Source organism: Bacteroidota bacterium, assembly GCA_039111535.1.
In the GTDB taxonomy this organism is placed as follows: Bacteria; Bacteroidota; Rhodothermia; order Rhodothermales; family JAHQVL01; genus JBCCIM01.
This window is the reverse complement of sequence record JBCCIM010000012.1, coordinates 1-24216: the sequence shown is the minus strand read 5'-3', so window position 1 is coordinate 24216 and position 24216 is coordinate 1. Positions and strand designations below refer to the sequence as shown.

At 51.9% G+C, this 24216-nt stretch carries 22 protein-coding genes and 2 tRNA genes; 14 read left to right on the top strand and 10 right to left on the bottom strand.

Annotated features, from left to right (window positions below):
• Positions 1-21 precede the first annotated feature (21 nt).
• The 3 genes from AAF564_03515 (at position 22) to gyrA (ending at position 5219) form a co-directional block, all read left to right on the top strand.
• A complete protein-coding gene (locus tag AAF564_03515) occupies positions 22-1431 on the top strand; it encodes a response regulator (GenBank protein MEM8484586.1) in 1410 nt (469 codons plus the stop codon).
• Positions 1432-1451: 20 nt separating this feature from the next.
• On the top strand, positions 1452-2135 hold the full coding sequence (locus AAF564_03510) for a response regulator transcription factor (GenBank protein ID MEM8484585.1): 684 nt from the start codon (positions 1452-1454) through the stop codon (positions 2133-2135).
• A gap of 420 nt (positions 2136-2555) precedes the next feature.
• Positions 2556-5219, top strand: coding sequence for a DNA gyrase subunit A (gene gyrA / locus AAF564_03505; GenBank protein MEM8484584.1), 2664 nt, complete (start codon positions 2556-2558; stop codon positions 5217-5219).
• A gap of 80 nt (positions 5220-5299) precedes the next feature.
• Here the strand turns inward: gyrA and AAF564_03500 are convergent, their stop codons facing one another.
• From AAF564_03500 to lat, 3 genes are read right to left on the bottom strand one after another with little or no spacing between them, the layout of a single operon-like run.
• Complete coding sequence (locus AAF564_03500) at positions 5300-6985, bottom strand: M57 family metalloprotease (protein ID MEM8484583.1); 1686 nt, start codon at positions 6983-6985, stop codon at positions 5300-5302.
• A gap of 44 nt (positions 6986-7029) precedes the next feature.
• Positions 7030-7386, bottom strand: a complete 357-nt coding sequence (locus AAF564_03495) for a cupin domain-containing protein (GenBank protein MEM8484582.1) — start codon at positions 7384-7386, stop codon at positions 7030-7032.
• 58 nt (positions 7387-7444) lie between these two features.
• On the bottom strand, positions 7445-8782 hold the full coding sequence (gene lat, locus AAF564_03490) for an L-lysine 6-transaminase (GenBank protein MEM8484581.1): 1338 nt from the start codon (positions 8780-8782) through the stop codon (positions 7445-7447).
• Positions 8783-8960: 178 nt separating this feature from the next.
• On the opposite strand from lat, the gene lipA reads away from it, so the two are divergent.
• From lipA to AAF564_03470, 4 genes are all read left to right on the top strand, one after another.
• The gene (lipA, locus tag AAF564_03485) at positions 8961-9962 is read left to right on the top strand and encodes a lipoyl synthase (GenBank protein ID MEM8484580.1); all 1002 of its coding nucleotides are present in this window, start codon (positions 8961-8963) and stop codon (positions 9960-9962) included.
• 110 nt (positions 9963-10072) lie between these two features.
• A complete protein-coding gene (locus AAF564_03480; protein ID MEM8484579.1) occupies positions 10073-10909 on the top strand; it encodes a DUF4097 family beta strand repeat-containing protein in 837 nt (278 codons plus the stop codon).
• A gap of 159 nt (positions 10910-11068) precedes the next feature.
• On the top strand, positions 11069-11494 hold the full coding sequence (gene ndk / locus AAF564_03475; protein ID MEM8484578.1) for a nucleoside-diphosphate kinase: 426 nt from the start codon (positions 11069-11071) through the stop codon (positions 11492-11494).
• Between the two features lie 23 nt (positions 11495-11517).
• Complete coding sequence (locus tag AAF564_03470; protein MEM8484577.1) at positions 11518-12807, top strand: DUF1343 domain-containing protein; 1290 nt, start codon at positions 11518-11520, stop codon at positions 12805-12807.
• Between the two features lie 32 nt (positions 12808-12839).
• Here the strand turns inward: AAF564_03470 and AAF564_03465 are convergent, their stop codons facing one another.
• On the bottom strand, positions 12840-13073 hold the full coding sequence (locus tag AAF564_03465) for a DUF3098 domain-containing protein (GenBank protein MEM8484576.1): 234 nt from the start codon (positions 13071-13073) through the stop codon (positions 12840-12842).
• Between AAF564_03465 and AAF564_03460 the strand changes: the two genes are divergently transcribed.
• The 6 genes from AAF564_03460 to AAF564_03435 all read left to right on the top strand — a co-directional run bounded on the left by AAF564_03460 (position 13072) and on the right by AAF564_03435 (position 17449).
• Positions 13072-13341, top strand: coding sequence for a hypothetical protein (locus AAF564_03460; GenBank protein ID MEM8484575.1), 270 nt, complete (start codon positions 13072-13074; stop codon positions 13339-13341). The two genes, AAF564_03465 and AAF564_03460, sit on opposite strands and share 2 nt — an antisense overlap.
• A gap of 145 nt (positions 13342-13486) precedes the next feature.
• Positions 13487-14929 (top strand): D-alanyl-D-alanine carboxypeptidase/D-alanyl-D-alanine-endopeptidase, encoded by a 1443-nt coding sequence (dacB, locus tag AAF564_03455; protein MEM8484574.1) that lies wholly within the window; start codon positions 13487-13489, stop codon positions 14927-14929.
• Positions 14930-15008: 79 nt separating this feature from the next.
• On the top strand, positions 15009-15482 hold the full coding sequence (gene mreD, locus AAF564_03450) for a rod shape-determining protein MreD (protein MEM8484573.1): 474 nt from the start codon (positions 15009-15011) through the stop codon (positions 15480-15482).
• A gap of 391 nt (positions 15483-15873) precedes the next feature.
• On the top strand, positions 15874-16326 hold the full coding sequence (locus AAF564_03445; protein ID MEM8484572.1) for a hypothetical protein: 453 nt from the start codon (positions 15874-15876) through the stop codon (positions 16324-16326).
• Positions 16323-16565 (top strand): helix-turn-helix transcriptional regulator, encoded by a 243-nt coding sequence (locus tag AAF564_03440; GenBank protein MEM8484571.1) that lies wholly within the window; start codon positions 16323-16325, stop codon positions 16563-16565. Before AAF564_03445 ends, AAF564_03440 begins: the two co-directional genes overlap by 4 nt.
• Before the next feature lie 5 nt (positions 16566-16570).
• Positions 16571-17449 carry a TraB/GumN family protein gene (locus AAF564_03435; protein ID MEM8484570.1) on the top strand — a complete coding sequence of 293 codons (879 nt, stop codon included), beginning with the start codon at positions 16571-16573 and terminating at the stop codon, positions 17447-17449.
• Here AAF564_03435 and AAF564_03430 read toward each other — a convergent pair.
• The 5 genes from AAF564_03430 to AAF564_03410 form a co-directional block, all read right to left on the bottom strand.
• The gene (locus tag AAF564_03430) at positions 17442-18008 is read right to left on the bottom strand and encodes a DUF3267 domain-containing protein (GenBank protein ID MEM8484569.1); all 567 of its coding nucleotides are present in this window, start codon (positions 18006-18008) and stop codon (positions 17442-17444) included. The two genes, AAF564_03435 and AAF564_03430, sit on opposite strands and share 8 nt — an antisense overlap.
• Positions 18009-18013: 5 nt before the next feature.
• Entirely contained in the window at positions 18014-18913 is a 900-nt protein-coding gene (gene dapA, locus AAF564_03425; protein MEM8484568.1) for a 4-hydroxy-tetrahydrodipicolinate synthase, read from the bottom strand.
• A 58-nt stretch (positions 18914-18971) separates the two neighbouring features.
• Complete coding sequence (gene dapB, locus AAF564_03420; protein ID MEM8484567.1) at positions 18972-19718, bottom strand: 4-hydroxy-tetrahydrodipicolinate reductase; 747 nt, start codon at positions 19716-19718, stop codon at positions 18972-18974.
• 171 nt (positions 19719-19889) lie between these two features.
• On the bottom strand, positions 19890-22034 hold the full coding sequence (locus AAF564_03415) for an ACT domain-containing protein (GenBank protein MEM8484566.1): 2145 nt from the start codon (positions 22032-22034) through the stop codon (positions 19890-19892).
• Between the two features lie 129 nt (positions 22035-22163).
• Positions 22164-23852, bottom strand: coding sequence for a leucine-rich repeat domain-containing protein (locus tag AAF564_03410; GenBank protein MEM8484565.1), 1689 nt, complete (start codon positions 23850-23852; stop codon positions 22164-22166).
• Positions 23853-24007: 155 nt separating this feature from the next.
• Between AAF564_03410 and AAF564_03405 the strand changes: the two genes are divergently transcribed.
• Positions 24008-24080: transfer RNA gene (locus AAF564_03405), tRNA-Ala, on the top strand.
• A gap of 53 nt (positions 24081-24133) precedes the next feature.
• Here AAF564_03405 and AAF564_03400 read toward each other — a convergent pair.
• Positions 24134-24206: transfer RNA gene (locus AAF564_03400), tRNA-Ala, on the bottom strand.
• Positions 24207-24216 lie beyond the last annotated feature (10 nt).

The following is a 24216-nucleotide window of genomic DNA, read 5'->3' as shown; positions in this document are numbered from 1 at the left end:
TTGCGATAAGAGGTTGCATAGATGGAAGTGTTACTTGTTGAAGATGACATGATTACCCGGCGTTTGCTGACCAAAATGGTCACTGCGCAAGGCCATACGGTAAGTCCATTTGCCGATGCGGAGGAAGCCTGGCAGGCTTTCCAGGAAAAAACGTATCCACTGCTTGTGCTGGACTGGATGCTGCCTGGTATGAGCGGACTTGAGCTTTGTCGCAAGGTCCGCGAATCGCCTATGGGCCCTTATTGCGTGGTTGTAATTATTACAGCCATGACGGAGCCACAACATCTGGAGGAAGTGCTCGAAGCCGGCGCTGATGATTATCTGGCCAAACCGGTTGATCGTGAACTGTTGAACGTGCGGCTCACCATTGCCGAGCGCCGCGTACTCGACCTGCTTGAGCACAAGGAGGCCCAGGAACAGCTGCGCCTGCTAGACGCAGCGATTCGAAGCTCCTCCGAAGGCATCCTCATTACGACAACCAACATGGACGAAGAAGTGCCGCGTGTGGTGTATGCCAACGACGGTATGTCGGCCATGACAGGCTATTCACCATCAGAACTTATTGGTAAGTCGCTGGCCAGTTTTCAGGGGCCAAAAACGAACCAGGAAGTGATGGAAAATATGAACCGTGCCATGCGGATCGGGGATTCTTTCTCGACAGAAATGGTGCACTACAAAAAAGATAATTCGCCTTATCTCGTCCGATGGGATGTTGCGCCTGTGCGCGATTCTATGGGGCGAATTACGCACTACGTGTCTGTACAGCGCGAAATTACGGAGCAACGCCGGCTTGAGCGCGAACTGGTGGAAATCAGTGAACGCGAACAACAGCGGATCGGCCGTGACTTGCACGATGGTCTCGGACAAAAACTGACGGGCCTGGCTTTTATGGCCAAGAGCCTGGAACGTCGGTTGAAAAACCAGGACCGCGATGCCGCAGAGCAAGCCATGACCATTGCACAACTGGTGAACGATGCAAAATCAGACGCCCGCAATTTATCCAAGGGCCTTGTAACCGTTGACCTCAAGGGCAATGGTATCATTCTGGCCATTGAAGAATTGGCTGCGCGCGTAGAGCAGTTTGCCGACGTGGAGTGCAGCGTTGTCTCTAAACTAACAATACCCATCCTGGATGAAACGGTAGCCATGCATATCTACCGCATCTGCCAGGAGGCACTTAACAACGCCGTGAAGCACAGCGAGGCCAGTGAGGTAAAAGTTGTGCTCAGGCAAGAAGATGACCAGCTCATTGTTTCAATAGAGGACAATGGGAAAGGCCTTCAAAACATAAAAAATAAAGGCATGGGACTGCGCATTATGGCCTTTCGCGCACAAATGATTAATGCTGCCCTCAATATCAGCAAACGACCACAGGGGGGAACGCTCGTCTCTTGTTCTCTCGTGAACCCAAGCCTGGTGACCCAGAACTAAACCAAAAGGAAGCAATCAATATGCACGCACTACCGTACTCATCCGAAGCTACCAAGATCGCCAGAAGTCGCATTCTCATTGTGGACGATCATCCCCTTGTTCGCCAGGGCATTGCCCAGTTTATCAACCAGGAAAAAGACCTGCAGGTGTGTGGAGAGGCCTCCGATGGCCACGAAGCCCTGCGGGTAATTGACGACCTCAATCCGGATCTGGTTGTTGTAGACATTGAAATGAAGGGCCTTAGTGGCCTGGAACTGGTGCGCAGTATGAAAACGCACCATCCGAAAATACCCGTGTTGATGTTGTCGATGCACGACGAAAACCTGTATGCAGAACGCGCTTTGCGTGCCGGCGCACGCGGGTACCTGATGAAAGAGGAAGACCCGGAAAAGGTTGTGCAGGCCATTCGCGTTGTGTTAAATGGCGACGTATACGCCAGTGACAAAGCCACCTCGAAAATCCTGAAGCTGCTTTCAGACAGCAAAACAACAGACCAGGGGACGTCTGTGGACCGCCTGAGTGACCGTGAGCTCGAAGTGTTCAGAATGATAGGGGATGGCTATAGAACGCGGCACATCGCCTCTAAGCTCATCCTGAGCGCTAAAACAGTAGAGTCATACAAAGCGCGACTCAAGCAAAAGCTGATGCTCAAAGATGCCGCAGAGCTTGCCCGCTATGCAGCTGAATGGGTCAAGAGTTCGTAGATCAACACGATTGCTTCAGTACCTTGCGGTGCCTGCATCCAGACGCGATGCGGGCACCGCTTTTTTTATGATTCCCGGAGCCTTTTCGGCCGGATCACAGCAGGCGCAGCACGGACGAGCTTCCTGATCGCCGTGGCGTTGGTAAAAAGGGATCCCTATGGGGTTTTAAGCGTTTAAAAATTAATAATTTATTTGTTGCTTCTTTACATTCGATCAGGTAGCACGTTTCAGGGTTTTTTTGTATATTTTGAAGGATTATTACAGCAACCCACCTGTTACCTTTTGCGGATCAAACAACAACATTTCTTATTGACCGTTTGCCCGAGATTTTCACCGAAGTTCTCACTAGCATTTCCAGGCGCTAGCAATTCCAGTTGCTTTCTTTCTGTCCAGTGATTTGGTTACTCTTAGAATACGTATATGGAGCCTGAAGATACCCGAATAATACCGATCAGCATCGAAGACGAAATGAAGTCTTCGTACATCGACTATTCCATGTCGGTGATTGTTGGTCGCGCGTTGCCCGATGTGCGCGACGGCCTGAAGCCCGTGCACAGGCGCGTGCTCTATGGCATGAGCGAACTAGGCTTAACCGCCGGCAGCGCATACAAGAAAAGTGCGCGTATTGTGGGGGAGGTGCTTGGTAAGTACCACCCACATGGTGACTCAGCCGTGTATGACACCATGGTGCGTATGGCGCAGGAATTTTCCATGCGCTACCCCCTCGTTGATGGCCAGGGCAACTTTGGCTCCGTAGATGGGGACTCCGCAGCAGCCATGCGTTATACTGAAGCGCGCATGACGCGCTTTGCTGAAGAGATGCTGCGCGACATCAACAAAGAAACTGTTGATTTTCAGGAAAACTTTGACGGTTCGCTGGACGAGCCGCAGGTCTTGCCGGCTACCTATCCCAACCTGCTCGTAAATGGGTCAGACGGGATTGCCGTGGGGATGGCTACCAAAATTCCGCCGCATAATCTCGGCGAAGTAGTTGACGGCGTTATCGCGTACATCGACGACAACGAAATCGAGATAGCAGATCTTATTAAGTACATCCCGGCGCCTGACTTCCCTACCGGAGGTACCATTTATGGCTATGCCGGCGTACTGAGTGCCTACCAGACGGGCCGCGGCCGCGTTGTTATCCGTGCTAAAATGCACGAAGAGGAGTTGCGCGGCACCCGCATGGCACTCATCATCTCCGAAATTCCATACCAGGTCAACAAAAGCACGCTGCTCGAAAAAATTGCGTTCCTCGTCCGCGAGAAACGGATCGAAGGCATCAGCGATTTGCGTGATGAAAGTGACCGCGATGGTATGCGCATTGTCATCGAGCTGAAGCGCGATGCTGTACCCCTCGTGGTGCAGAACCAGCTGTACAAGTTTACTGCCTGCCAGCAAACCTTTGGGGTCAACGTTGTTGCCCTCGTGGATGGCCGGCCGCGTACGCTGAATCTAAAAGAGATTATCAAATACTATGTGGAGCACCGGCACGAAGTTGTTATTCGCCGGACCGAGTATGAGCTCCGCAAAGCTGAAGAGCGCGCCCACATCCTGAAAGGCCTGGTTATCGCGCTGGATCACCTGGATGCCGTGATATCGATTATCCGGCATTCAGATGACACGGATGCGGCCAAGAAAAACCTGATGGCCGGCGTCTTCCCTGAAAAGCTGACCAAAGACCAGTTGCAACGCCTCGGCTTGCCAACACACGGCAATTCGCTGTTTGAACTCTCCGAAGCACAGGCCCAGGCCATTCTTGATCTGCGTCTGAGCCGTCTGACCGGCCTGGAGCGCCAGAAGATCGAAGACGAACTGGAAGCCGTACTGAAGGAGATCGAGCGTCTGCGTGGCATTCTCGGTAGCGAGGAGCTGCGTATGAACATCATCAAGGCTGAGCTACTTGAGGTCAAGGAGCGGTACAACGATGTCCGTCGAACAGAAATTGACTACACTGGCGGCGGCGATATCATTCTCGAAGACCTCATCGAAGACGAGCAGGTTGTCGTAACGATCTCTCACCAGGGCCTTACCAAGCGTACAAGCACTACCGAATACAAGCAGCAGGGCCGTGGTGGCGTTGGCATGCGTGGTAGCGGCATGCGCGATGAAGACTTCGTAGAACACCTGTTTGTGTCCTACAACCACGACTATCTGCTCTTCTTCACGGACCACGGGCAGTGTTACTGGCTGCGTGTGTTCGAGATACCCGAAGGCGGGCGGACCAGTAAAGGGCGGTCGATTCGAAACCTGATACAGATTGAACCGAATGATCGCGTACGTGCCGTGCTTGCCGTCAGTAAACCTGACTTTGGCGATGAGGAATTCCTTAATGTGCACTACGTCTTGATGGCTACCCGTAAGGGCCAGGTAAAGAAAACTTCCCTGGAGGCATTTAGCCGGCCACGCGTGGATGGTATTATCGCCATTTCCGTGGACGAAGGTGACCAACTGATCGAAGCGCACCTTACCGGGGGCGAAGCGGATGTGTTGCTCGCTGCTTCAGGTGGCCGAAGCGTACGCTTTGACGAAAACGATGCACGCCCAATGGGCCGCAAAACACGTGGTGTACGCGGCATTAAACTGCGTGATGACGAACACGTAGTTGGAATGAGCATCTTTGAGGAAGGCGATGGCCGCTCCGTACTGGCGATTAGCGCCAACGGATATGGCAAACGTAGTTCGCTTGAAGATTATCGCATCCAGAGCCGCGGCGGTTCGGGCATCATCACGATGAAAACCACCGATAAAACGGGTGATCTCGTTTCGGTGAAAGGCGTGCTTGAGACCGACGACCTGATGATCGTGACGACCAACGGACTCATGATTCGCATGGCCGTCGATCGGATCAGCCAGCAGGGCCGTAACACCCAGGGTGTGCGCTTGCTTCGCCTCAAAGACAGTGACGCCATTGCTGATGTCACCCGCCTGGTTATCGACGAAGATGAAGAAGGCGAAGAGGGTGCCGACGGTGAGGCCGTTGCGGAAGACGCTGCACCAGCGGATGCAGCCGCAGAAACGCCGGCAGATGCAGCCAGCGAAGGCACCGGCGAAGAAGCTGATGCTGATGATGAAGAAGTGTAGCAGCTAAAAATTATAGTAAACTGAAGAGCCGGCAATTTTTATTGCCGGCTCTTTTTATTTCAGGCTACTTGTATTTCAGGCTACTTCAGCAAGATTGCCGGCTGGCTGGACTGGAAGGTTTCTCCAATTACGCGGATCCAGTATGTACCGCTGGGTAAGGTACTGGCCTCAAACGCAAAGCGGTGCTGGTTGGCCGCTGCAAGCTGGCCCTGGTGCAGCGTTGCCACAATCCGGCCTGTCATGTCGACAACCTGAATGGTAACCTCCTGTGCTACTGCCACGTGCAAGCCAAATTGTGTCGTTGGGTTAAACGGATTAGGGTATGCCGGCTCCCATGCATAAGCCGCTTCCAGCGCAACCTGTACGTTGACCGTTTTGCTGTAAGCAAAGGTGCCGTCAAAGTCGATTTGCTTTAACCGAAGCGTATAGATCCCTGCAGCCGGCGCCTCAAACGTGTGTTCATAGCTTTGCGATTCATCGGTTGTGCCAGCTCCAGCTATAAAACCCACTGAGGTGAACGGTGTACTGCCTTGCTGGACTTCGATCTCAAAACGGGCGTTGTTGGTTTCGCTTGCAGTTGTCCATGAAAGGGTGATATTTCGCGCGTCAACCACTGCTTCGATGTTACTGATTTCCACAGGCAACAACGTGAGGCAATCTGGGCCCATAGGCCATCCAATGTCCTGGAATAATGCGCAAGTAAGTGCGCCTGGGCTATGATTTGCCTCCTGTGAACTCAAATAAGGTGTCATCAGGGCGTGTGGTGAGCCGTTGTACGATGTCTCATCCCAGTGTGAATAACTGGAGCCGCCTTCCCACGGATTGGGGCCAAAGATGGGTGCTGCTGTACCGCCATTGTTTGCTTCCACCGAACTACTGGAAAAATGCCCGACCCCGCTGACGAGCGCGGTCCCCAGGGTTGTTGAATTGTCGGGATAGCTTCCGGTATCGAGTAATGCAGTTCCACTGGAAGCCGCATCAAATATAAACCGGTCGTACACATTGGGGGTGGCTGAAAAGCAGCCGGCGCCTGTTGCCCCGTTGCATTCATTGTTATTGGTGCCGCCGCTTCCGGTATCGTTTACGCCGTCGTCATAGCTGGCTGAGCCGGCAAAGCCAAGTCCATGTCCCAATTCATGCAGCACAACGCTGACAAAATCAATTTTGCCGGAAGGCACGCTGCCGTCGGTGCCCAGGTACCACAGATCAGTACTTACATCATCACAATCTTTGTTAAACGATGCGTTGACATCAGCAGAGCCGGGAGCCTGATCGCTGCCGAAGAGTGCGTTTACAAGTCCAATGGGGTATGTAGTATTGGCAATGGGTGAACCAACCCAACTCGCAACAAATGTAGGCCCTGCAGCGCCGAGGGTAACACCCTGCATGATGTCGCAACCGCCGAGGTTAGACCAGTGTGCGTCAATTTCGATGTCAACGGGTGAATCGAGGTGGTTTTCCCAGATGGTTTTGGCGTAATTGAACGCGTCTTTGGCCGCTTGCGGCCAGGGTTCAGCTACGTCATCATCGATATAGGTTACATTAATGGTTGAAGTACGGACGCCCAGTGGATCAGAAATGGCGGTGGGCGGCGGAATAAAGGTGCCGAGTTCATCCATGACCGGATGCAGCCGGCAAATAGATTCCTGATCTGGCGCCGGGATGAGAAAGAGAACGGGTGTGTCCGTACGTTGGGCGCTGGCTGTTGGTAAAAAGACTGAAGTGCATACCGTCAGCAGCAGGACGGCAAAAAGGAAGTGTTTCATGTGCTGGCGCAGGTGTAGGATCTGCGCCAGGCGAAGATCCCAGGTTAATCGTCTCGATTGGCTGAATCGGGGCTGAAAGCTGGCGTACACACGGCCCAATACTCTGCTTCTTCTTCAAAAGGATTGCTGTAGCGAATCCGGTCGCCGGCTTCAACCAGAATGGTTTCGTTGGTGGCTACGTCAATTTCCATGCCGTCATGTTCTACACGCATGGTGCCTCTGATTACAATCGTGACTTCGTCGAAAGCTGGCGTTTGATAGGGTTCTGCCCATCCGGGCGGGGCAATCATGTGCGCTACGCTGAGGGTCGAGGTTTCTGTATGTACCCGTCCGACATACTCTTCAATCAGCTTGTTACCGGGAACGGGAATGCGGGTGGGTGTCGTGGTTTTCTTTATCATGGCAGGTGGGTAAAAAACAAGCGCGGAAGCTGGATGCCTCCGCGCCTGGTCAAGGTCTTTATAATGCTGCGAGGGTTTCTTTAATCAGCTGGATGCCACCATCAATTTCTTCACGCGAGACGGTAAGGGGTGGACGGAAGCGCACAGAATGTGTACCACAGCCGAGCATAATCAAACCTTTTTTGAATGCATTCTCGAGGAAAGCATTTCGAACGTGTGCGTCTGGCAAGTCGAACGCGCACATGAGGCCGGCACCACGCGCATTTGACACGTGTGCGTTTGATTCTGCGAGATCTTGCAGTTGTTTGAGCAGGTAAGCCCCGACTTCTGCAGCTTGCTCAACGAGGTTTTCTTCTTCGATAATTTCGAGGATTCTATCGAAGCGAACCATATCAACGAGGTTGCCACCCCATGTTGAATTGATGCGGCTTGCGGTCTGGAATACGTGGCCGTCAACTTCGTCGAGTTTGCGGCCGGCAAGGATGCCACAAACCTGCGTTTTCTTGCCGAAAGAAATAATGTCTGGTTCAACGCCCAGTCCCTGGTGTGCCCAGAAATTGCCGGTAATCCCAACGCCAGATTGCACCTCGTCAAAAATCAGCAAGGCATCATTCGCATGCGCCAGTGCTTTGAGGGCATGCAAGAATTCTGGCCGGAAGTGGTTGTCTCCACCTTCACCCTGCAATGGCTCAAGAATCACGCAGGCAATGTCGTCTTTGTGGTTCTCGAAAAATGTTTTGGCCTGGGCCAGCGAAGCTTGTTCACGGGCAACGAGGTCGGCCATGTTTTCCTCTGTAAGCGGAAATTCAATCTTCGGATTGGAAATCCGCGGCCAGTCAAATTTCGGGAAATACTGGGTTTTGCGTGGGTCAGCGGTGTTGGTGAGTGAGAGGGTGTAACCCGAGCGGCCATGGAACGCCTGGTCGAAGTGAAGTACCATGTGGCCTTTTTCTTCCCGGTAGCCTTTCTGAAAGTTTTTGCGGACTTTCCAGTCAAATGCCGTTTTTAACGCATTTTCAACTGCAAGCGCACCACCCGATACAAAAAATGCATAAGGAAGATAAGAAGGGATACCAACGCGGCTAAAGGTTTTTAGAAAGCGCGCCATGTGTGTGGTGTACACATCAGAGTTGGTAACCTTACATAGCGCAGCCTCTGTCAACCGCTTCATAAAAGCGGCATCGGAGCGCATCTTCGGGTGATTCATGCCGATAGCATTCGAGGCAAAAAAACCGAAGAAATCGACATATTTCTTGTTGCTGAGCATGTCAACAAGATGTACGCCATCGCTATGCTCCAGGTCGAGGACCATTTGCATGCCGTCTACCAGCATGTGGTTACCCAGGGTAGAGTGTACGTCCTGTGGGGTGATTAAGGATGTATCAACAGCTTCCATACGATCAAATAAGTCTTAAGCAGTCATGGGAAAGGGATAGTGGTACCCGACGAGGTTGGGATCATTCCACAAAGCTTGTGGTAGCCACCATTGGAAGTGGAATGCAACTTTTCGCCGTTGCAGTCATTCTCCAGTATGGTACTAAAATCGGATGCTTGCTGGAATATCTTAGAGGCAGATGTCGAATACTATCCCACCAGAAAAACCTTCTCGTAAACCGCTCAAGCCAGGTGATATTGAGCTCAAACGTGTTAAGAGTGATTCGCTCGTTCCAACGGGCGATGGAGATTCCGGTTTCGTTGAACTCCCTGTAGTAAATGCGCCTGTTGCGGCAAACGTACGGAGCAAGCGTCCTGATTGGTTGCGGGTAAAGCTTCCCTATGGCGAGACCTATAAAAATCTCGTTGATATCATCGATTCGCATGACCTACACACGGTGTGTCAGAGCGCGCGGTGCCCGAACATGGGAGAATGCTGGACTGCCGGCACGGCGACCTTCATGATCCTCGGCAACGTATGCACCCGCTCCTGCGGATTCTGCGCTGTAGCAACCGGCCGGCCAGACAAAGGGCTCGATTGGGATGAGCCGCGCCGCGTGGCCGATGCTGTTAAGTTGATGGGCCTAAAACACGCGGTAGTGACCAGTGTAAACCGCGATGAACGCAAAGATGGCGGGGCGCCAATTTTTGCAGAAACGATCCGCCTCATTCGCGAATACCAGCCAGGATGTACCATTGAGGTGCTGATTCCTGACTTCCGTGGGCTCTGGGATGCACTCCAGATTGTCATCGACGCCCGCCCTGAATTGATGAACCATAACGTTGAGTCGGTCCCACGGCTCTACCGGAAAGTACGCCCGCAAGCCAACTACGAGCGCTCCCTCGAAGTGCTTAAACGTTCCAAGGACCAGGGGTTGAAAACCAAAAGCGGAATTATGGTTGGCCTGGGGGAAACAGACGATGAAATTCTGCAGTTGATGGACGACTTTGTGGAAAACGGCGTTGACGTCATGACGATCGGCCAGTATCTACAGCCCACACGCATGCACCTGCCGGTTGTGGAATTCATCCATCCGGATAAATTTTCGTGGTACAAAGAAGTTGGTGAGGCAAAAGGCATTGGTCACGTTGAAAGTGGCCCCCTCGTCCGTTCTTCTTATCATGCAGAACGGCACGTGTAGGCAGTCGATAACGCTGACAGCAAATGACTTCCCGCAGGGCACTGTAACTTTTGCCGGCTCGGATACGGTATATAGACATCCAGTACGTCTACAATCAAAACCAACCGGCCATGTCATACCGCTCAAAGAGTGCCTTGCCAATCCTCTTGCTTGCACTGTTCATCTCCTTGCCTGCACAGGCGCAGGATACAAAAGAGGTATCTGAATCCATCAAATTGTCTGGTGAAGGACGGGTGGTCATTGATACCTATAAAGGCAGTATCGACATTGCTACGTGGGACAGAGAAACCGTTGAGATTGAAGCTTTGATTGAGGCGGACAAGGACGAATACCTTGTGGAGTATACCGAGGTTCGTATCCACAAGTCAGGCAAAACACTGCGGATTGAATCAGACTATGAGCGGGCTAAAAAAGCCGGCAAACGCGGGCTATTTGGCAATAAATCAATGAGTTTGCCCTATGTCCACTACCGCATTCGGATGCCGCACACGGCTGACCTGCAGATCGACGATTACAAATCAACGATAGAAATTAACGACCTCGCAGCCGACCTGGATCTCGAGACATATAAAGGTGAAGTTGAAATTGATGATGTAGCGGGTGAGGTGCGGATTGATACCTATAAAGGGCGCGTTGAATTGACCAATCTGGCCGGCTCACTGGAAGCTGATACCTACAAAGGCTACATCAACGCGGAGTTTATCGCGTTTAATGGCAACAGCGCTGTTGACACGTACCGCGGTACGGTAGAACTCGTGTTGCCGAAATCCGCTGGTTTTGATCTAAACGCTGATATGGGGAAAAAAGGCGACCTGGATTCAGACTTTGACCTGGACGACGTAAGGGTTGTCGACAAAAACAGATATCGTGGCGAAGTTGGTGGCGGTGGCCCCGATCTGGATATTGATACGTATCGGGGCGAAGTCACGCTTGCAGTTATGCGCTAAGCGCTGGCAACGGTCAGCTTTTTCCGTAATCAAACTTTAAAGTTGGTTGCCGAAACTCCAACCTCGTATCCGTGTATCTTTGCGGCCGGTCTATAGCAGACTGGCCGCTTTTAATTTGAATCATACTTTATATATCTGAATTTGAACGAGGCTATGGCGATCGAAAGAACCCTGACCATTTTGAAGCCCGATTGTGTTAGAAAAAACCTCATCGGCGAAGTTACCCGGCGCATCCAGGAAGCCGGCTTTAAAGTCTGTGCTATGAAACTTGTTAAGCTGACGAAAGCTGAAGCAGAAGGATTTTATGCAGTACATCGTGAGCGCCCTTTCTTTGGAGAACTGACTACATTCATGTCTAGTGGTGCCTGTGTGCCCATGGTACTCGAAAAAGAGAACGCGATTGCAGACTTCCGCGCACTCATCGGTGCAACCAACCCGGCTGAAGCTGCAGAAGGCACCATTCGTAAAGCATTTGCAGATTCAATGGGCGAAAACATCGTTCATGGCTCTGATTCTGTTGAGAATGGTAAAATTGAATCGAACTATTTCTTTGCAGAGCATGTCATTGTTGCTAACGGATCCTGATTGCAAGTTCAAAAGTGATTGCCATGTTGTCAAGGCAGTGTAATTCAAAATGGGCAGCTTCGAGCTGCCTGTTTTTTATCGTCCTTTTTTTTGCTGCCTGTGCGCCAGCTACCCAAACACCTGAAGTAGAGGCTCCGCCTGTTGTTCGATTGAAGACGGGTGCTGACGTTTTGCACCAATCGGGCTTTGCCCTTTTTGAAGGTAAAACGATTGGGTTAGTGGTTAATCATACTGCCCGGGTTGATTCCATGCATCTGGGAGATCTGGTAGAACAGGCGCCCAACGTCAAGCTAGGCGCTTTTTTTAGCCCAGAACATGGCATAAGAGGAGATGCTGATGCCGGCGAAGAAATTGCAGATGGCGTTGACCAGAAAACGGGCCTTCCTGTCCATAGCCTGCATGGCAAGGAACGCAAGCCTGCCCAGGAAGACCTCGTAGGCCTGGATGCCCTGGTTTTTGACATTCAGGATATTGGCGCCCGGTTTTATACCTACATCTCAACCATGGGATATGCGATGCAGGCAGCCGCAGAAGCCGGCATTCCCTTCTATGTGCTTGATCGACCGAACCCGCTGGGTGGCAACTACGTTGCGGGTTTTGTCCTGGAAGAAGCGTTTTCCTCTTTTGTAGGCCTATACCCGGTGCCAGTTGCACATGGCCTGACGGTTGGTGAGCTTGCGCGCATGATCAAAGGTGAAGGGTATTTGGACGGCCTGGAGAATCTTGCTCTGCATGTGGTTGAAATGGAAGGATGGGATCGTACGCAGAAGTGGCCGGCAACAGGCCGCACCTGGCGACCAACGAGTCCCAATATCCCAGACTTTACAACAGCGGTCGCCTACATCGGCACCTGCTTTTTTGAAGCAGTAGATGCCAGCGAGGGCCGTGGCACACGCACACCCTTTACACAGGTTGGCGCATCATGGCTTGATGCACAGGTACTGGTTGACAGCCTTGAAGCGGCTCAATTGCCGGGCGTTGCGTTTTCAAGAGCCTCCTTTACGCCTGAATCTATAGCCGATATGTCGAGGAATCCACGGTTCGAAGGGGAGCTACAGCAGGGCGTGCATATAGAAATTACTGATCTGGAGACGTTTGATCCGCTGGAAACAGGTATGCACTTGCTTGCAGGCTTTTACGCGCAGGCGCTGGAAAACGACTTTGTCAACAAAAGCTGGATGGGGCGCCTTGCAGGCACGGATCAGTTGGCGGAATTGTTGGAAATGCAGGTTCCGCCGGCGCAAATTGTAGACGCCTGGGAGGAAGATGTACACCAATTCACGCAAGCACGGCAGCCCTATTTGTTATATTAGCCTTGCAGCTTTCTAAGGGTAAAGAGGTTGTGTTAAGAGGCCTCTGTTGCCGGGGTGGCATCGGTAACTTCAGACTGCGAAGTGTCTTTCGGGCGCCACAGGATGGCATAAATAATCTCAAGATACCCCCCTAAAATGATGAGCGGGGCAACATAGAGTGAGATAAAACCGTCTACCTCATTTTCCATGCGCATAATTGAGTATCCGATAACGACGAGTGCAACACCGAGTAGCATGAGCAGGTAGTTCTTTCTGGAGAACACCATGGCCGCATTGGATTTGCCACTTCTGGACGAATTGCCTGCCCTTGAAGATTTATTGGCAACTTTTCTGTTTCGGTTTCTCTTATTTCTAGCGCTCTTTGCCATTAGGATAGGCTACAGTTTAGTTGATGCTCCGGTTGAGCACCCTGGTGGGCTGTACGGTTGGGATGTACAGTTTAGTTTGAATATACAACGTTGCGCACCTGCCGGCAGCAGGCAGGAAACAAACCTGCTGTTCAATTATGGGTTCCTGAAGCGGTTGGTCCGGTAATTGCCAGACGCATCAAGAGTGGGCGAAAAGCGCGCTACAGAAAGCTAAAAGCTAGTTGGCGCTCAACCTAGTGACAACCTACTTTAACAACGGACGAGCTGGAAAAATAGTATTGTAGATGAGATCATCAGGAAAGAGCATAAACGTGAAGAAGTTTCCGGAAAAGGCAGCGGGCTTGCTGATAGTTTTGTTGGCCCTTGCTACGATGACGGGCACCGTAAGGCTGCCATCTGTGCCAGAGAAAATTGATGAGATCCTTGCCGGCCCCCACGCCAGTGCGGCATTTTGGGGAGTACATGTGCAAGATCTCTCAAACGGTCGTGTGCTGTATCAGCGCAATGGCGATAAAACCCTGGTGCCGGCATCTAACCAGAAATTGATAACCGCGGCAGCGGCGCTTGATGCGCTCGGAGCTGATTATCGCTACGAGACGACCTTGCACTTCAAAGGAGAAATCGGCGGATCGGTCATGCGGGGAGACCTCGTGCTTGAAGGAGCAGGTGATCCTACGTTTGCAAGCAAAGAATTTAAAGGAGAGAATCCGCTCAAAGCGTGGGCAGAAAAACTGGCCGGACTTGGCGTTACCCGCATTGAAGGCCGGCTGATTGGAGATGACAATGCATTTGACGACCAGCCTTATGCTGAAGGCTGGGACCTCTCCTTTGTAGCTACGGAGTCTTTTGCTCCCGCGAGTAGTGGGTTATCTGCACACGACAACATTGTGCGGGTGCAGATCGAATCAAGTCGCGTAGGGGCGCCGCCAGTACTTACCGATATGCCGGCGGGATACCTTGAGTTAGACAATGAGGCAACCACAAGCGCCCGCCGCCGGGGCCGCTCGATTCGGGTCAACCGGAAACTGGGTACCGAAGAGGTAACCGTGAAAGGCTCCGTACCACGCGTATATCGCCGTAGCGTGGTCATTCCGGTCTCAAATCCCACGATGTTTACCTTGCATGCATTCAAAACATACCTGGAAGAAGCCGGCATTGAAATGGTGGCCACCTTGCATGATATCGATGACATCGACGAAAACATCGATTATAAAAATGCAGCGCCGCTTTTTGTATACCATTCGCCGCCAATGGCCGATATCCTTGTGCAGGTTAACAAAGAAAGCAATAACTTCTACGCCGAACAGGTCTTTCGCACCTTTGGCTGGGGAGGATCTGTCGAAGGGGGAGAGCGGCGCGTCAAAGAATTCCTGAAAAAAACCGGGATTAGCAGGGCTGGCCTTGCTGTGCGGGATGGATCAGGGTTGTCGCGCAAAAACATGCTGACGACAGAAACGATCGGTGGTTTGCTTGCGTACATGCAGCGGCATTCCGACTGGGAGACGTTCAAACAAACGCTCCCGCGTGGTGGAGAAGCTGAAACGACGCTCGACCATCGGCTCAAAAACGTACCTGTAATGGCCAAAACCGGTTCATTGGAATACGTTCGGTCGCTGAGCGGGTATGTCACCACTGATGACGGGCGTTTAATTGCGTTCTCCCTGATTGCCAACAACTACACCGCACCATCTTACAGGATTATGCAAGCGATGGATCGTATCGTGCTTGCAATTACTGAAGCTGAAGGCGTCTGACAGATGGTTTGATATTTTACTGGTAGAAATTATACAGGACCGGCGGTGGCCGGCCTGATACCCCAGCGCTGGTTTTACTATGCCCTTTGCCCTTCGTGCTGCTTTAATTGGATTGGCCTGCATCGCTTTGCAGTGGCTGGTGCTTGGGCGGTTACTACTCTGGGGCGCATATCCTGATGGCGTACTGCTCTTTATTGCATGGATGGGCTTTATCTACGGCCGGCGCGTTGGTATGATAAGTGGATTTGCCCTTGGTTTTCTCATGGATGCCATCTATGGCACCTGGGGCATTCAGATGTTTGTCAAAACCCTGCTGGGTTTTATGGTTGGCCTTTTCCAGGCCAACGACCGAGACACCGTGATTGTACGACCGCAACAGGCATTTCTCGTCGGTTTGTTTATCGCGTTACTACACAATGGACTGTTCGTTGCACTTCTTGTCCTCCAGTCCGGTGCCCGTAATCCCTCCGTTATCCTTTCCCATTGGCTAGGCGCAGCCCTTTATACCGCACTCGTTGCCAACATTGCCTCGCGTTTTATCTCTGTTGATTAGCGCGAAAGCCGAGTGTCGATTGCCGAGTGTCGATTGCCGAGTGTCGATTGCCGAGTGTCGATTGCCGAGTGTCGATTGCCGAATGTCGATTGCCGAATGTCGATTGCCGAATGTCGATTGCCGAATGTCGATTGCCGAATGTCGATTGCCGAATGTCGATTAGGGCATGGCAGCCTGTTTCCTTCGTGTCATCTGAGCTAGCGAAGGATCTGGGCTAGCAGTTTGCCATACATTGCCGAACGGCCAAATCAAGCGAAGCCCTTCGAGTGCCCGTCGCGCAGTATTTCACGCCAAACTACCCCCGTGTATAAAAATTATCGAAGGAACGTAACTTTTATGTCTCATAAAGAGTAGTATAGGTTACATTGTGTAACTCAAACTGCTCAATGCTATGGATATAAATCAACAAGAGGCGTTGTATGAGCGCTATCAAATCAACATGTTTATCGGTGCTATCATAGGCATGACGGGCATGGTTGCTTCCGACGTTGTGGAGAGTTTTAGTGCCGGCGGTGGCTGGGTTGTAGCGTTTTCGATCGTTTCGCTGCTTGGATGGGGAATGTTTATTGTAGGCGTATTCCAGCTACGCGGACTCCACCAAAAGCGCCAGGGGCAACTACCTTCGGCAGTTGTTGATGATGAGCGCGTACAGCAAAACCGAACGGAAGCTTTTTCGTTTGCCTTTATGACGGTGCTTGTGTGGCTGGTTGTGGTAACCGTAGGGACTTCATTACTCTCCAAATTTACCGGCTATGTACTTGCTGCTGATTTGGCTGCTGATGTAGGCATTGCACTGGGCATCGCAGCTTCCCTCGGAAGATTTATTTACCTGCAGCGCCAATGAGTGATAGCCTGAAAAACAAAATCAAGGTATTCCGCGCGATGCATAACCTCACGCAGGCTGACCTGGCGATGAAAGTGAATGTGACGCGTAAGAGCATCAATGCCATTGAAGGCGGGCGATTTGTGCCTTCTACCGTGCTTGCGTTAAAAATTGCGCGCATTTTTAATGCTTCCGTTGAAGAGGTATTTCAGCTTCAGGAGGAAGCAACGCCTGAAAGCAATCCATCATCTACATCATAAATGACATGAACAATAGATCTGGTTTAAATACAATGCTCCCGTTTTTGCTGTTGCTGGCTGCTTTGATGCCCGCGCAGGAGGTTACTGGGCAGCCAGTTGAAGAAACCTTGCTTTGGAAGGTTGAGGGTGAGGGGATAGCTCCGTCGTATGTATTGGGTACGATTCACGTCATGCCCCAGTCCCGGTTTGTCGTAAAAGATAAAGTGAAAGCGGCGTTTGAAGAAACTGAACAGTTGGTGCTCGAGCTTGATATCGATGATCCGGGTTTGCAGGGTGCAATTATGGCAAATGCCGGCATGGAAGGCGGAGAGACGCTTGAAAAACTATTGCCGGCGCGTGCCTACGAAGCAATCGATGCGCAGCTAAAGTCGCTGATGGGCGTGGGCTTAGCGCCGTTTAACACGTTCAAGCCAATGCTCATTGCGTCGTTTCTTGTTGCAAAATACGTGGGAGAGCAGCCGGCAAGCTTTGAAGTGAGTTTGATGCAAATGGCTGCTGAAAACAACATGGAAGTGCTCGGCCTCGAAACCGTTGCGGAGCAGATGGAGGTATTTGACCGGATCGCTTATGTTGACCAGGCGGCAGACCTCGTGGAGATGATTGACGATGAGACCCGAACTAAAGCCATGTTCAATGAACTCATGCTCAAATATTTGCAAGAGGATCAGGCGGGGCTATATCAAATGATGGGCGTTTATTTTGACGACCCTTCTCAGCTCGATGTAATGATTCATGCGCGTAATAAAAACTGGATTCCCCGCATGGTTGAACAGGCAAGCAAAAAATCCACGTTTTTTGGTGTCGGCGCAGGGCATTTGGGGGGCGAGCTTGGGGTACTTGCTTTGCTGAAAAAAGCGGGATACACGGTAACGCCGATTATGTAGCTTCCTGATCCTCGGGCCATAATACAACGCAACCGGCCTGCGTATCGTGATCTTGCAGCAAGACATCAGCAGGAAGGTCGCGGATGGCGTGCAGGATGTACAGGTCGCCGGCCGCGCCGCTGATCAGGATGGCGCCGGCAAATGCCAACTCTGTATCCAGTGTAATGAAACTAACCAGCCACGGCAGGATCCCTGTCAGGAAAAGGGGCATCGCTGCACCGATACGATAGGCTGGTACCGGCATTGGCGCCGTACTGTGGCAGTACGGCGTCACTGTTTTCCACTGTACCCCAAAGGTAAACGACGACCAGGGGAGACCGCTGGCAAGTTTCCATGCAACGGCGTGTGTACCCTCGTGGAGCAGCAGCAACCCAAACGTATACGCGAGCCATTTCCATTGTATTTCAAAACCTGCACCGGTAAGCCAGAGGTAGATCACGATAGGAACGATCGCGAGAACGAGTGACAGGATCCAAACCCACGAAGGCAGGCTGGCAATGGCAACGGAACGGTCTTCTATGCGGTAATCCGGGTAAGCAGCAGCTAGGTCTTCCAGCATCAAAATCAGGCGCTCACTTGTGCAACAAACGGTTCAAATGCAGCTAGAACCGATGCGGTTGACGATTGATTCATCGGTACAAGCGGGAGGCGTACCGTGGGGTGCATCTTCCCGCCGGCAGCAAGCACGGTTTTGACCGGGACCGGGTTGCTTTCCAGGAAGCAGGCCCGCATGGCTGGCAGCATGGCCAAATGGGCGGCTCGTGCAGCAGTAAAGTCGCCCTCCAATGCCAGTTGAATCATGTGCGAGAAAGGCTGTGGGCAAGCGTTGCTAATGACTGAAATTACACCCTCTGCCCCGAGCGCAATGCAAGGGAATGCCATTTCGTCGTCGCCAGCATAGACGGCAAACCCTTCTGGTCGATTACGCAGAATATCAGCAATTTGTGCCAGGTCTCCCGATGCCTCTTTGACCCCCACGATTGTAGGAAGCGCTGCAAGTTCAAGGAGCAGGTCCGCTGTGATATTCGATGCGGTTCGCCCGGGTACATTGTAAACAATAATCGGGCAGTCGGTGGCGTCTGCAATGGCTGCAAAATGGGCCCTGTAGCCGGCAGGCGTTGGTTTGTTGTAATACGGTCCAACAACGAGGAGCCCATCAGCGCCAGCTGCTGTCGCTTCTTTTGAAAAGGTGATGCTCTCCTGCGTGTTGTATGTGCCGCTGCCCACGATTACAGGGACGCGTTTTGCGGTGTGGGCAATGGCGAGATCGATAAGCCGACGTCTTTCGGTGTGACTGATGGTCGGGTTTTCGCCCGTCGTGCCAAGCACAACAAGGGCAGCAACACCGCCACTAATTTGGTCGTCAATTAGTTGCTGGAAAGCAGCTTCGTCTATGTCTCCGGCAGGGGTAAAAGGTGTTACAAGTGCCGGGGCGGTACCTTTAAAAATCATGTCTGTGTTCATGGGGATGGGGGCATTGCATAAGGGTCGGGGATTGGCCGTAAGCCGTCGAAGCAATCAACTACAAGTCGGACAGCCAGTCATCCAGCAGATTATCCAGCGTGTAGAGGCCTCGTTTTCCGACGATCCATTCAGCAGCACGCAGCGCCCCCAGCGCAAAACCATTGCGGTTTTTTGCGTCGTGAGAAATACTGATTTGGTCGTATGGACTGTCGAATGTCACGGTATGTTGGCCAAAAATATGTCCCAGCCGTTGCGAGGTTACATGCAGTGCATCTGCGGCAATTTGCTGATGTTGTGTCTCTGGCTCAATACGGGCTTTCCTGTTGATGCCTTCAACCAGTATGTTTGCCAGATGTAGCGCCGTACCGCTGGGGCTGTCGAGTTTGTGCAGGTGATGCGCTTCGTGCACGCTGACGTCATATTCCGGAATTTTATCCATGATGCCGGCTGCCTTTTCGATCAGCCGCGAAAGAACGGCCACACCAATCGAAAAGTTCGGCGCATAGAGTAACCCACAGGTGTGTGCTGCAAGCAAGCGCTGCACGTGCTCCAATTCTGTGTACCAACCGGTGGTCCCCATTACAACCTGCACACTATTTTTACAGTAATGCGTGATATGAGGCAATGCAAGCGCCGGCTGGGAAAAATCGATGACAACATCGCAGTGTTGCAGGATTTTGTCATTTTGCTGTGCAAGGACCGGGTCGCCTGAGTTAAATCGGGCAACAATTTCGTGGCCCATGTCGTGGGCCATGGTTTCGATTGCTGTTCCTGTTTTGCCTGTGCCGGCGAGCGCAATCTTCATGGGCTTTGGTAGAGAAAACGTTTGTTGTGTTGGATAGATAGCCTTTGTGCTACAAAAGATTCTTAGCAGAATTTAAAATTTTGCACTGTCGCTAAAAGGTCGCGGACGTTCTCGCAAAAAATCTGGAAAATGACTCTCTTTTGGTAGCTACTGTTTTCTGCTTAACTGGTATCAAGTGACCAGTTCGGCTGCTTTGATCAGGTCGGCGAGTACACCACCGGCGGTTACTGCCGGGCCGGCGCCAGGGCCGCGGATAATCAGCGGATTGTCAAAGTACCTGCGTGTCTTGAAAATGATCATGTTATCCGTGCCGTGTAGTGCGGCAAACGGATGGTTTGCATCCAATGCTTGCAAGCCTATACGGACGCCGTCGGCAGTAATGCGGCCTACATAATGGATTTTTTGTCCGGATTGTACCGGAATGTCAGGTTGCCAGGTGACAAGCGCTTGCGGATATGTATCCATAAATGCCTCCCTGGATAGCGCCATCAATTTGTCGGGTAGGAGTGGGGAAATTTCAACAGCATCGCGCTCCACCATCATGCCGGCTTCGCGGGCAAGAATCAGCATTTTGCGGGCCACATCCTCACCCGAAAGATCGTCTCTGGGGTCGGGTTCTGTGAAGCCGCTGTCGTAGGCAAGTTCGAGCGCTTCAGCAAACGATTTGCCATCTCCCATTTGATTAAACAGAAAGGACAGCGTGCCTGATACCACCCCTTCAATTTGGATCAGTTCGTCGCCACTGCGCATGAGGTCCCGTAAGGTGGAAATGACAGGCAAGCCGGCGCCGACGGTAGTTTCGTAGAAATAGGGCACCTGATGGTCGCGGGCTGCAGTTTGCAAGCGTTGGTATGCTGCTACCGATTGTGTGTTGGCGCGTTTGTTTGGCGTGACCACGGCAATGTTATGCTCAAGCAGGTCGGGGTACAGCTTTGCAATGGCATCGGAAGCCGTTGCATCGATGACAATGAGTCGGTCGAGCCGGCTTTCAATGAGGTGTTTGAAAATTGCCTGTACATCGAGTGGGTCTTCAGCCTGCAGCAGGGTATCGCGCGCCCTGTTAAATGGAATGCCGCGTTTATTCCATATCATGTGCCGGGAGTTCGACAAACCCACGAGGCTGATTTTGAGATTCAGGTCAGACAGCCAGGCCTCAGCCTGTTGCTCCATCAGTTTGAGCAATTTGCCGCCGATGGTACCAACACCAAACATAAATACGTGGGCAACCCGCCGGCCAAAGCAAAACGCTTCGTGCAGCGCTTGTACTGCAGCAGCAACGTCTTCGCCGGCAACAACTGCAGACAGATTGCTTTCTGAAGCCCCATCTGCAATGGTGAGCACGTTGATGCCGCTGCGGCCGAGTGTGGAGAACATGCTGCCTGTTAATCCTGGACGATACCGCATGTGGTCGTCGACAACGGTAACAATACCCACGTCATCAAGCGCATAAATACGCGATACTTCGCCGGCAGCGAGCCGAGGAGCAAAAGCTTTTTCGAGCAGATCAAGCGCGCGCGTTTTATCTGCCCTTTTGATGACAATACCAATACTCTGCTCGGTAGAGGCCTGCGACAGTAAAACGAGGTTAATGTCTGCTGCGGCGAGGGCGCTGAAGGCGTGTGCAGTAATGCCGGGTACACCCGTCATACCGAGTCCCTCGATGGCAATCAGAGAGAGTCCGGTTTGTGCCGTGATTCCCCTGGCGAGTCCGTCTTCTTTTCCGCTTTCGTTTGTAATTTTTGTGCCTGATGATTCACCATCGAGCGCATGCACGCAGATCGTCAGGTGTTCAGGCTGCAACAGCATGAGCGTTTGTGGGTGTAGCACCTCGCTGTTGGTAAATGCAAGCTCTGCAGCTTCCTGAAAGCTCAGGTTTTGCAGGATAAATGCATCGTCAGCCAATGCCGGCGGCGCAGACCAGATACCCGGCGCCTCGGTCAGCAGGGTTAATCTTTGCGCCTGCCGTGTCTGCACGAGTTTTGCAGCCAGTTGCTCACCAGCAAGGGCCTGATCTGTGCAGGGTGCTACAAAAATGGGTACGGTGTCAGCCGGACAGCCATCAAGTTGCTCAGCCAATTCAGCGTTGGAGGTGTTGTGCTGTGCCAGCCAAATGGTGTGGACAGCTATGCCGTTGATGGTATCCAGCAGCGCTTGCACAGTTGCCTTCCCCGGACACGTATCGGTTGCATACTGGCTGAGAAGCAGCACAGGGCTCCCCGCTTGCTGTGAAAGCAAATGCACCAGGTTATAAGTGCCACCCGCCTTGTTCAGGGTGGTGAATTCCGTATGGATGATGTGCCAGGGGCCGGACTGCATCTTTGATTTGCCTGGTGGATGGAAGCGCAATCGACCCAATAAAAGTTATTTTACTCGTTGCGTTGCTAAATAATAGACTAAGAAAGCGGTTCCGGTGCATTTTGCCGCGCAAAGCGGGTATCAAGTTTCTTACCGGAGCACAACCATACGCCTGGTATCCTGCCCCGCATTGGTTTGCAGGTGGTAAAAATAGACGCCGGCGGGGAGGTTGGTGGCGTCGAAGGTTAATTCATACCATCCACGGTCATAAATGCGGTCTGTCAAAGTCGTGACCAGTCGCCCTTGAATATCATAAACGGTTACCTTTACCGGCATGGTCTCGGGGATTCCAAAACTGAAGCTGGTGTTGCTGATAAAAGGGTTAGGGAAATTAGGATTCAACACGGTATCGGTGGGCAGCACTCCGAGATGTAGGCATCCTGTACTTTGAAGTTCCTCCAGCGTATCAAGCCACCGCTGGAAGGATGCGTCTCCATTTTCGCATAGCGCTGTATCCTGGAATCGAAGATGCTTCAGATTGAACAGCTGCGCAAAAGATTGGGGTAAGGGCCCTGCAAGTTCGGCGTTTCCGCTAATAAAAAGTGAAGTGAGCTGAATCAGATTACCGATGGATGTAGGAATGGAACCTTGCAGGTTGTTATTGGACAACCAGAGGATATGCAGGTTAGCTGCATTTCCCAGTGCTTCAGGAATGGTGCCCGTTAACTGATTGTTTTCGAGTGCGAGAAAGCTGAGCGTGGATGTCCCAAGTTCGGGTGGAATGGTCCCGGTAAGTTGGTTGTCACTAAAAATCAGGGTGCCTAGCGTTGAAGAACTACCAAGTTCGGGTGGAATGGTCCCGGTGAGTTGGTTGTGTTGTACAGACAATGTACCCAGTGATGGGGCGTTACCAAATTCTGGCGGAATGGACCCTATCAGCTGGTTGTTAAAAAGCCACAATGTTGACAGTTGAGGCGCTTTTGCAAGTTCGGAAGGGATAGCACCCGATAGCTGGTTGTGATTGAGCCACAGCGTATGGAGCCGGCCCAGTTCGCCCATTTCTGGCGGAATTGGCCCGCTGAGTGCGTTGTTTGCAAGGTTGAGAAATTGCAGTTGATCCAGTTGGCTGAAGCTAGTCGGGATGTTGCCCGTCAGGCCGGTGTTACCCAGATCCAGCCACCAGAGTAGCGTTAGGTTGCCCAGCGAAGCAGGTATCTCGCCACTCAGGTTATTATGGGCAAGCGTCAGATACGTCAGGTTTGAGAGTTGCCCAATATTGTCAGGAATCGGACCTGTATGCTGGTTTCCCGAGAGGACAAGCACTTCGAGACTGGTCAGGTCTGACAGCGACCCGGGAATGTCTCCAGAGAACTGGTTGTCATACAGTTGGAGGACCTTGAGATTTTTTAGCTGACCAAGGGAAGCTGGGAGCGGACCGCTTAGCTCGTTGAAAAAAAGTGAAAGCTCTTCAAGATTGGCAAGATTTCCCAGGCTGGGCGGGATGGGGCCAAAGAGGGCATTGTCGGTCAGTGATAATTCGATAAGGCCGGCAATATCACCCAATGCACCTGGCAGTGTGCCAGTTAGATTGTTGCGGTGCAGGTCAAGTGCAATGCGTAAGCTGTCGTCAGCTGAGGTACTGCAGGTGATGCCATACCACGTGCATACAGATTCGGCTGAGAGCCAACCGGTGTTTTTTGTCCAGTTAGCGCCATCAGTGGCATTGAATAGCTGAACCAGCGCAAGCGAATCTGTTGTGCTGACGCGCTGTGCCTCTGCTTTATCTGTTACAGACAGGGTGAAGAGAACGATGAGGAGTAGGGTGAATTTGTGTTTCATCTGTGCATCCCTGCATGCTAACCTGTTTGTCATAACATACCCATTTATGTTAAACTTTGACAGGGCAAATTATGGTACCAGCTCCTTCTGCTTATCTATTCAGCGGCCTGAAACAAGCCGGCGCTATCGACGTTGATAGGATTCTCAACCAAAATGGGGCTATAGCTCAGTTGGTAGAGCGCTTGAATGGCATTCAAGAGGTCAGGAGTTCGACTCTCCTTAGCTCCACATATGGAAACTCCTACGTTATTGCGCTGCAATGGCTTAGGAGTTTTCATATGTGGAGCTAAGGAGAGTCGAACTCCTGACCTCTTGAATGCCATTCAAGCGCTCTACCAACTGAGCTATAGCCCCATTTTGGTTG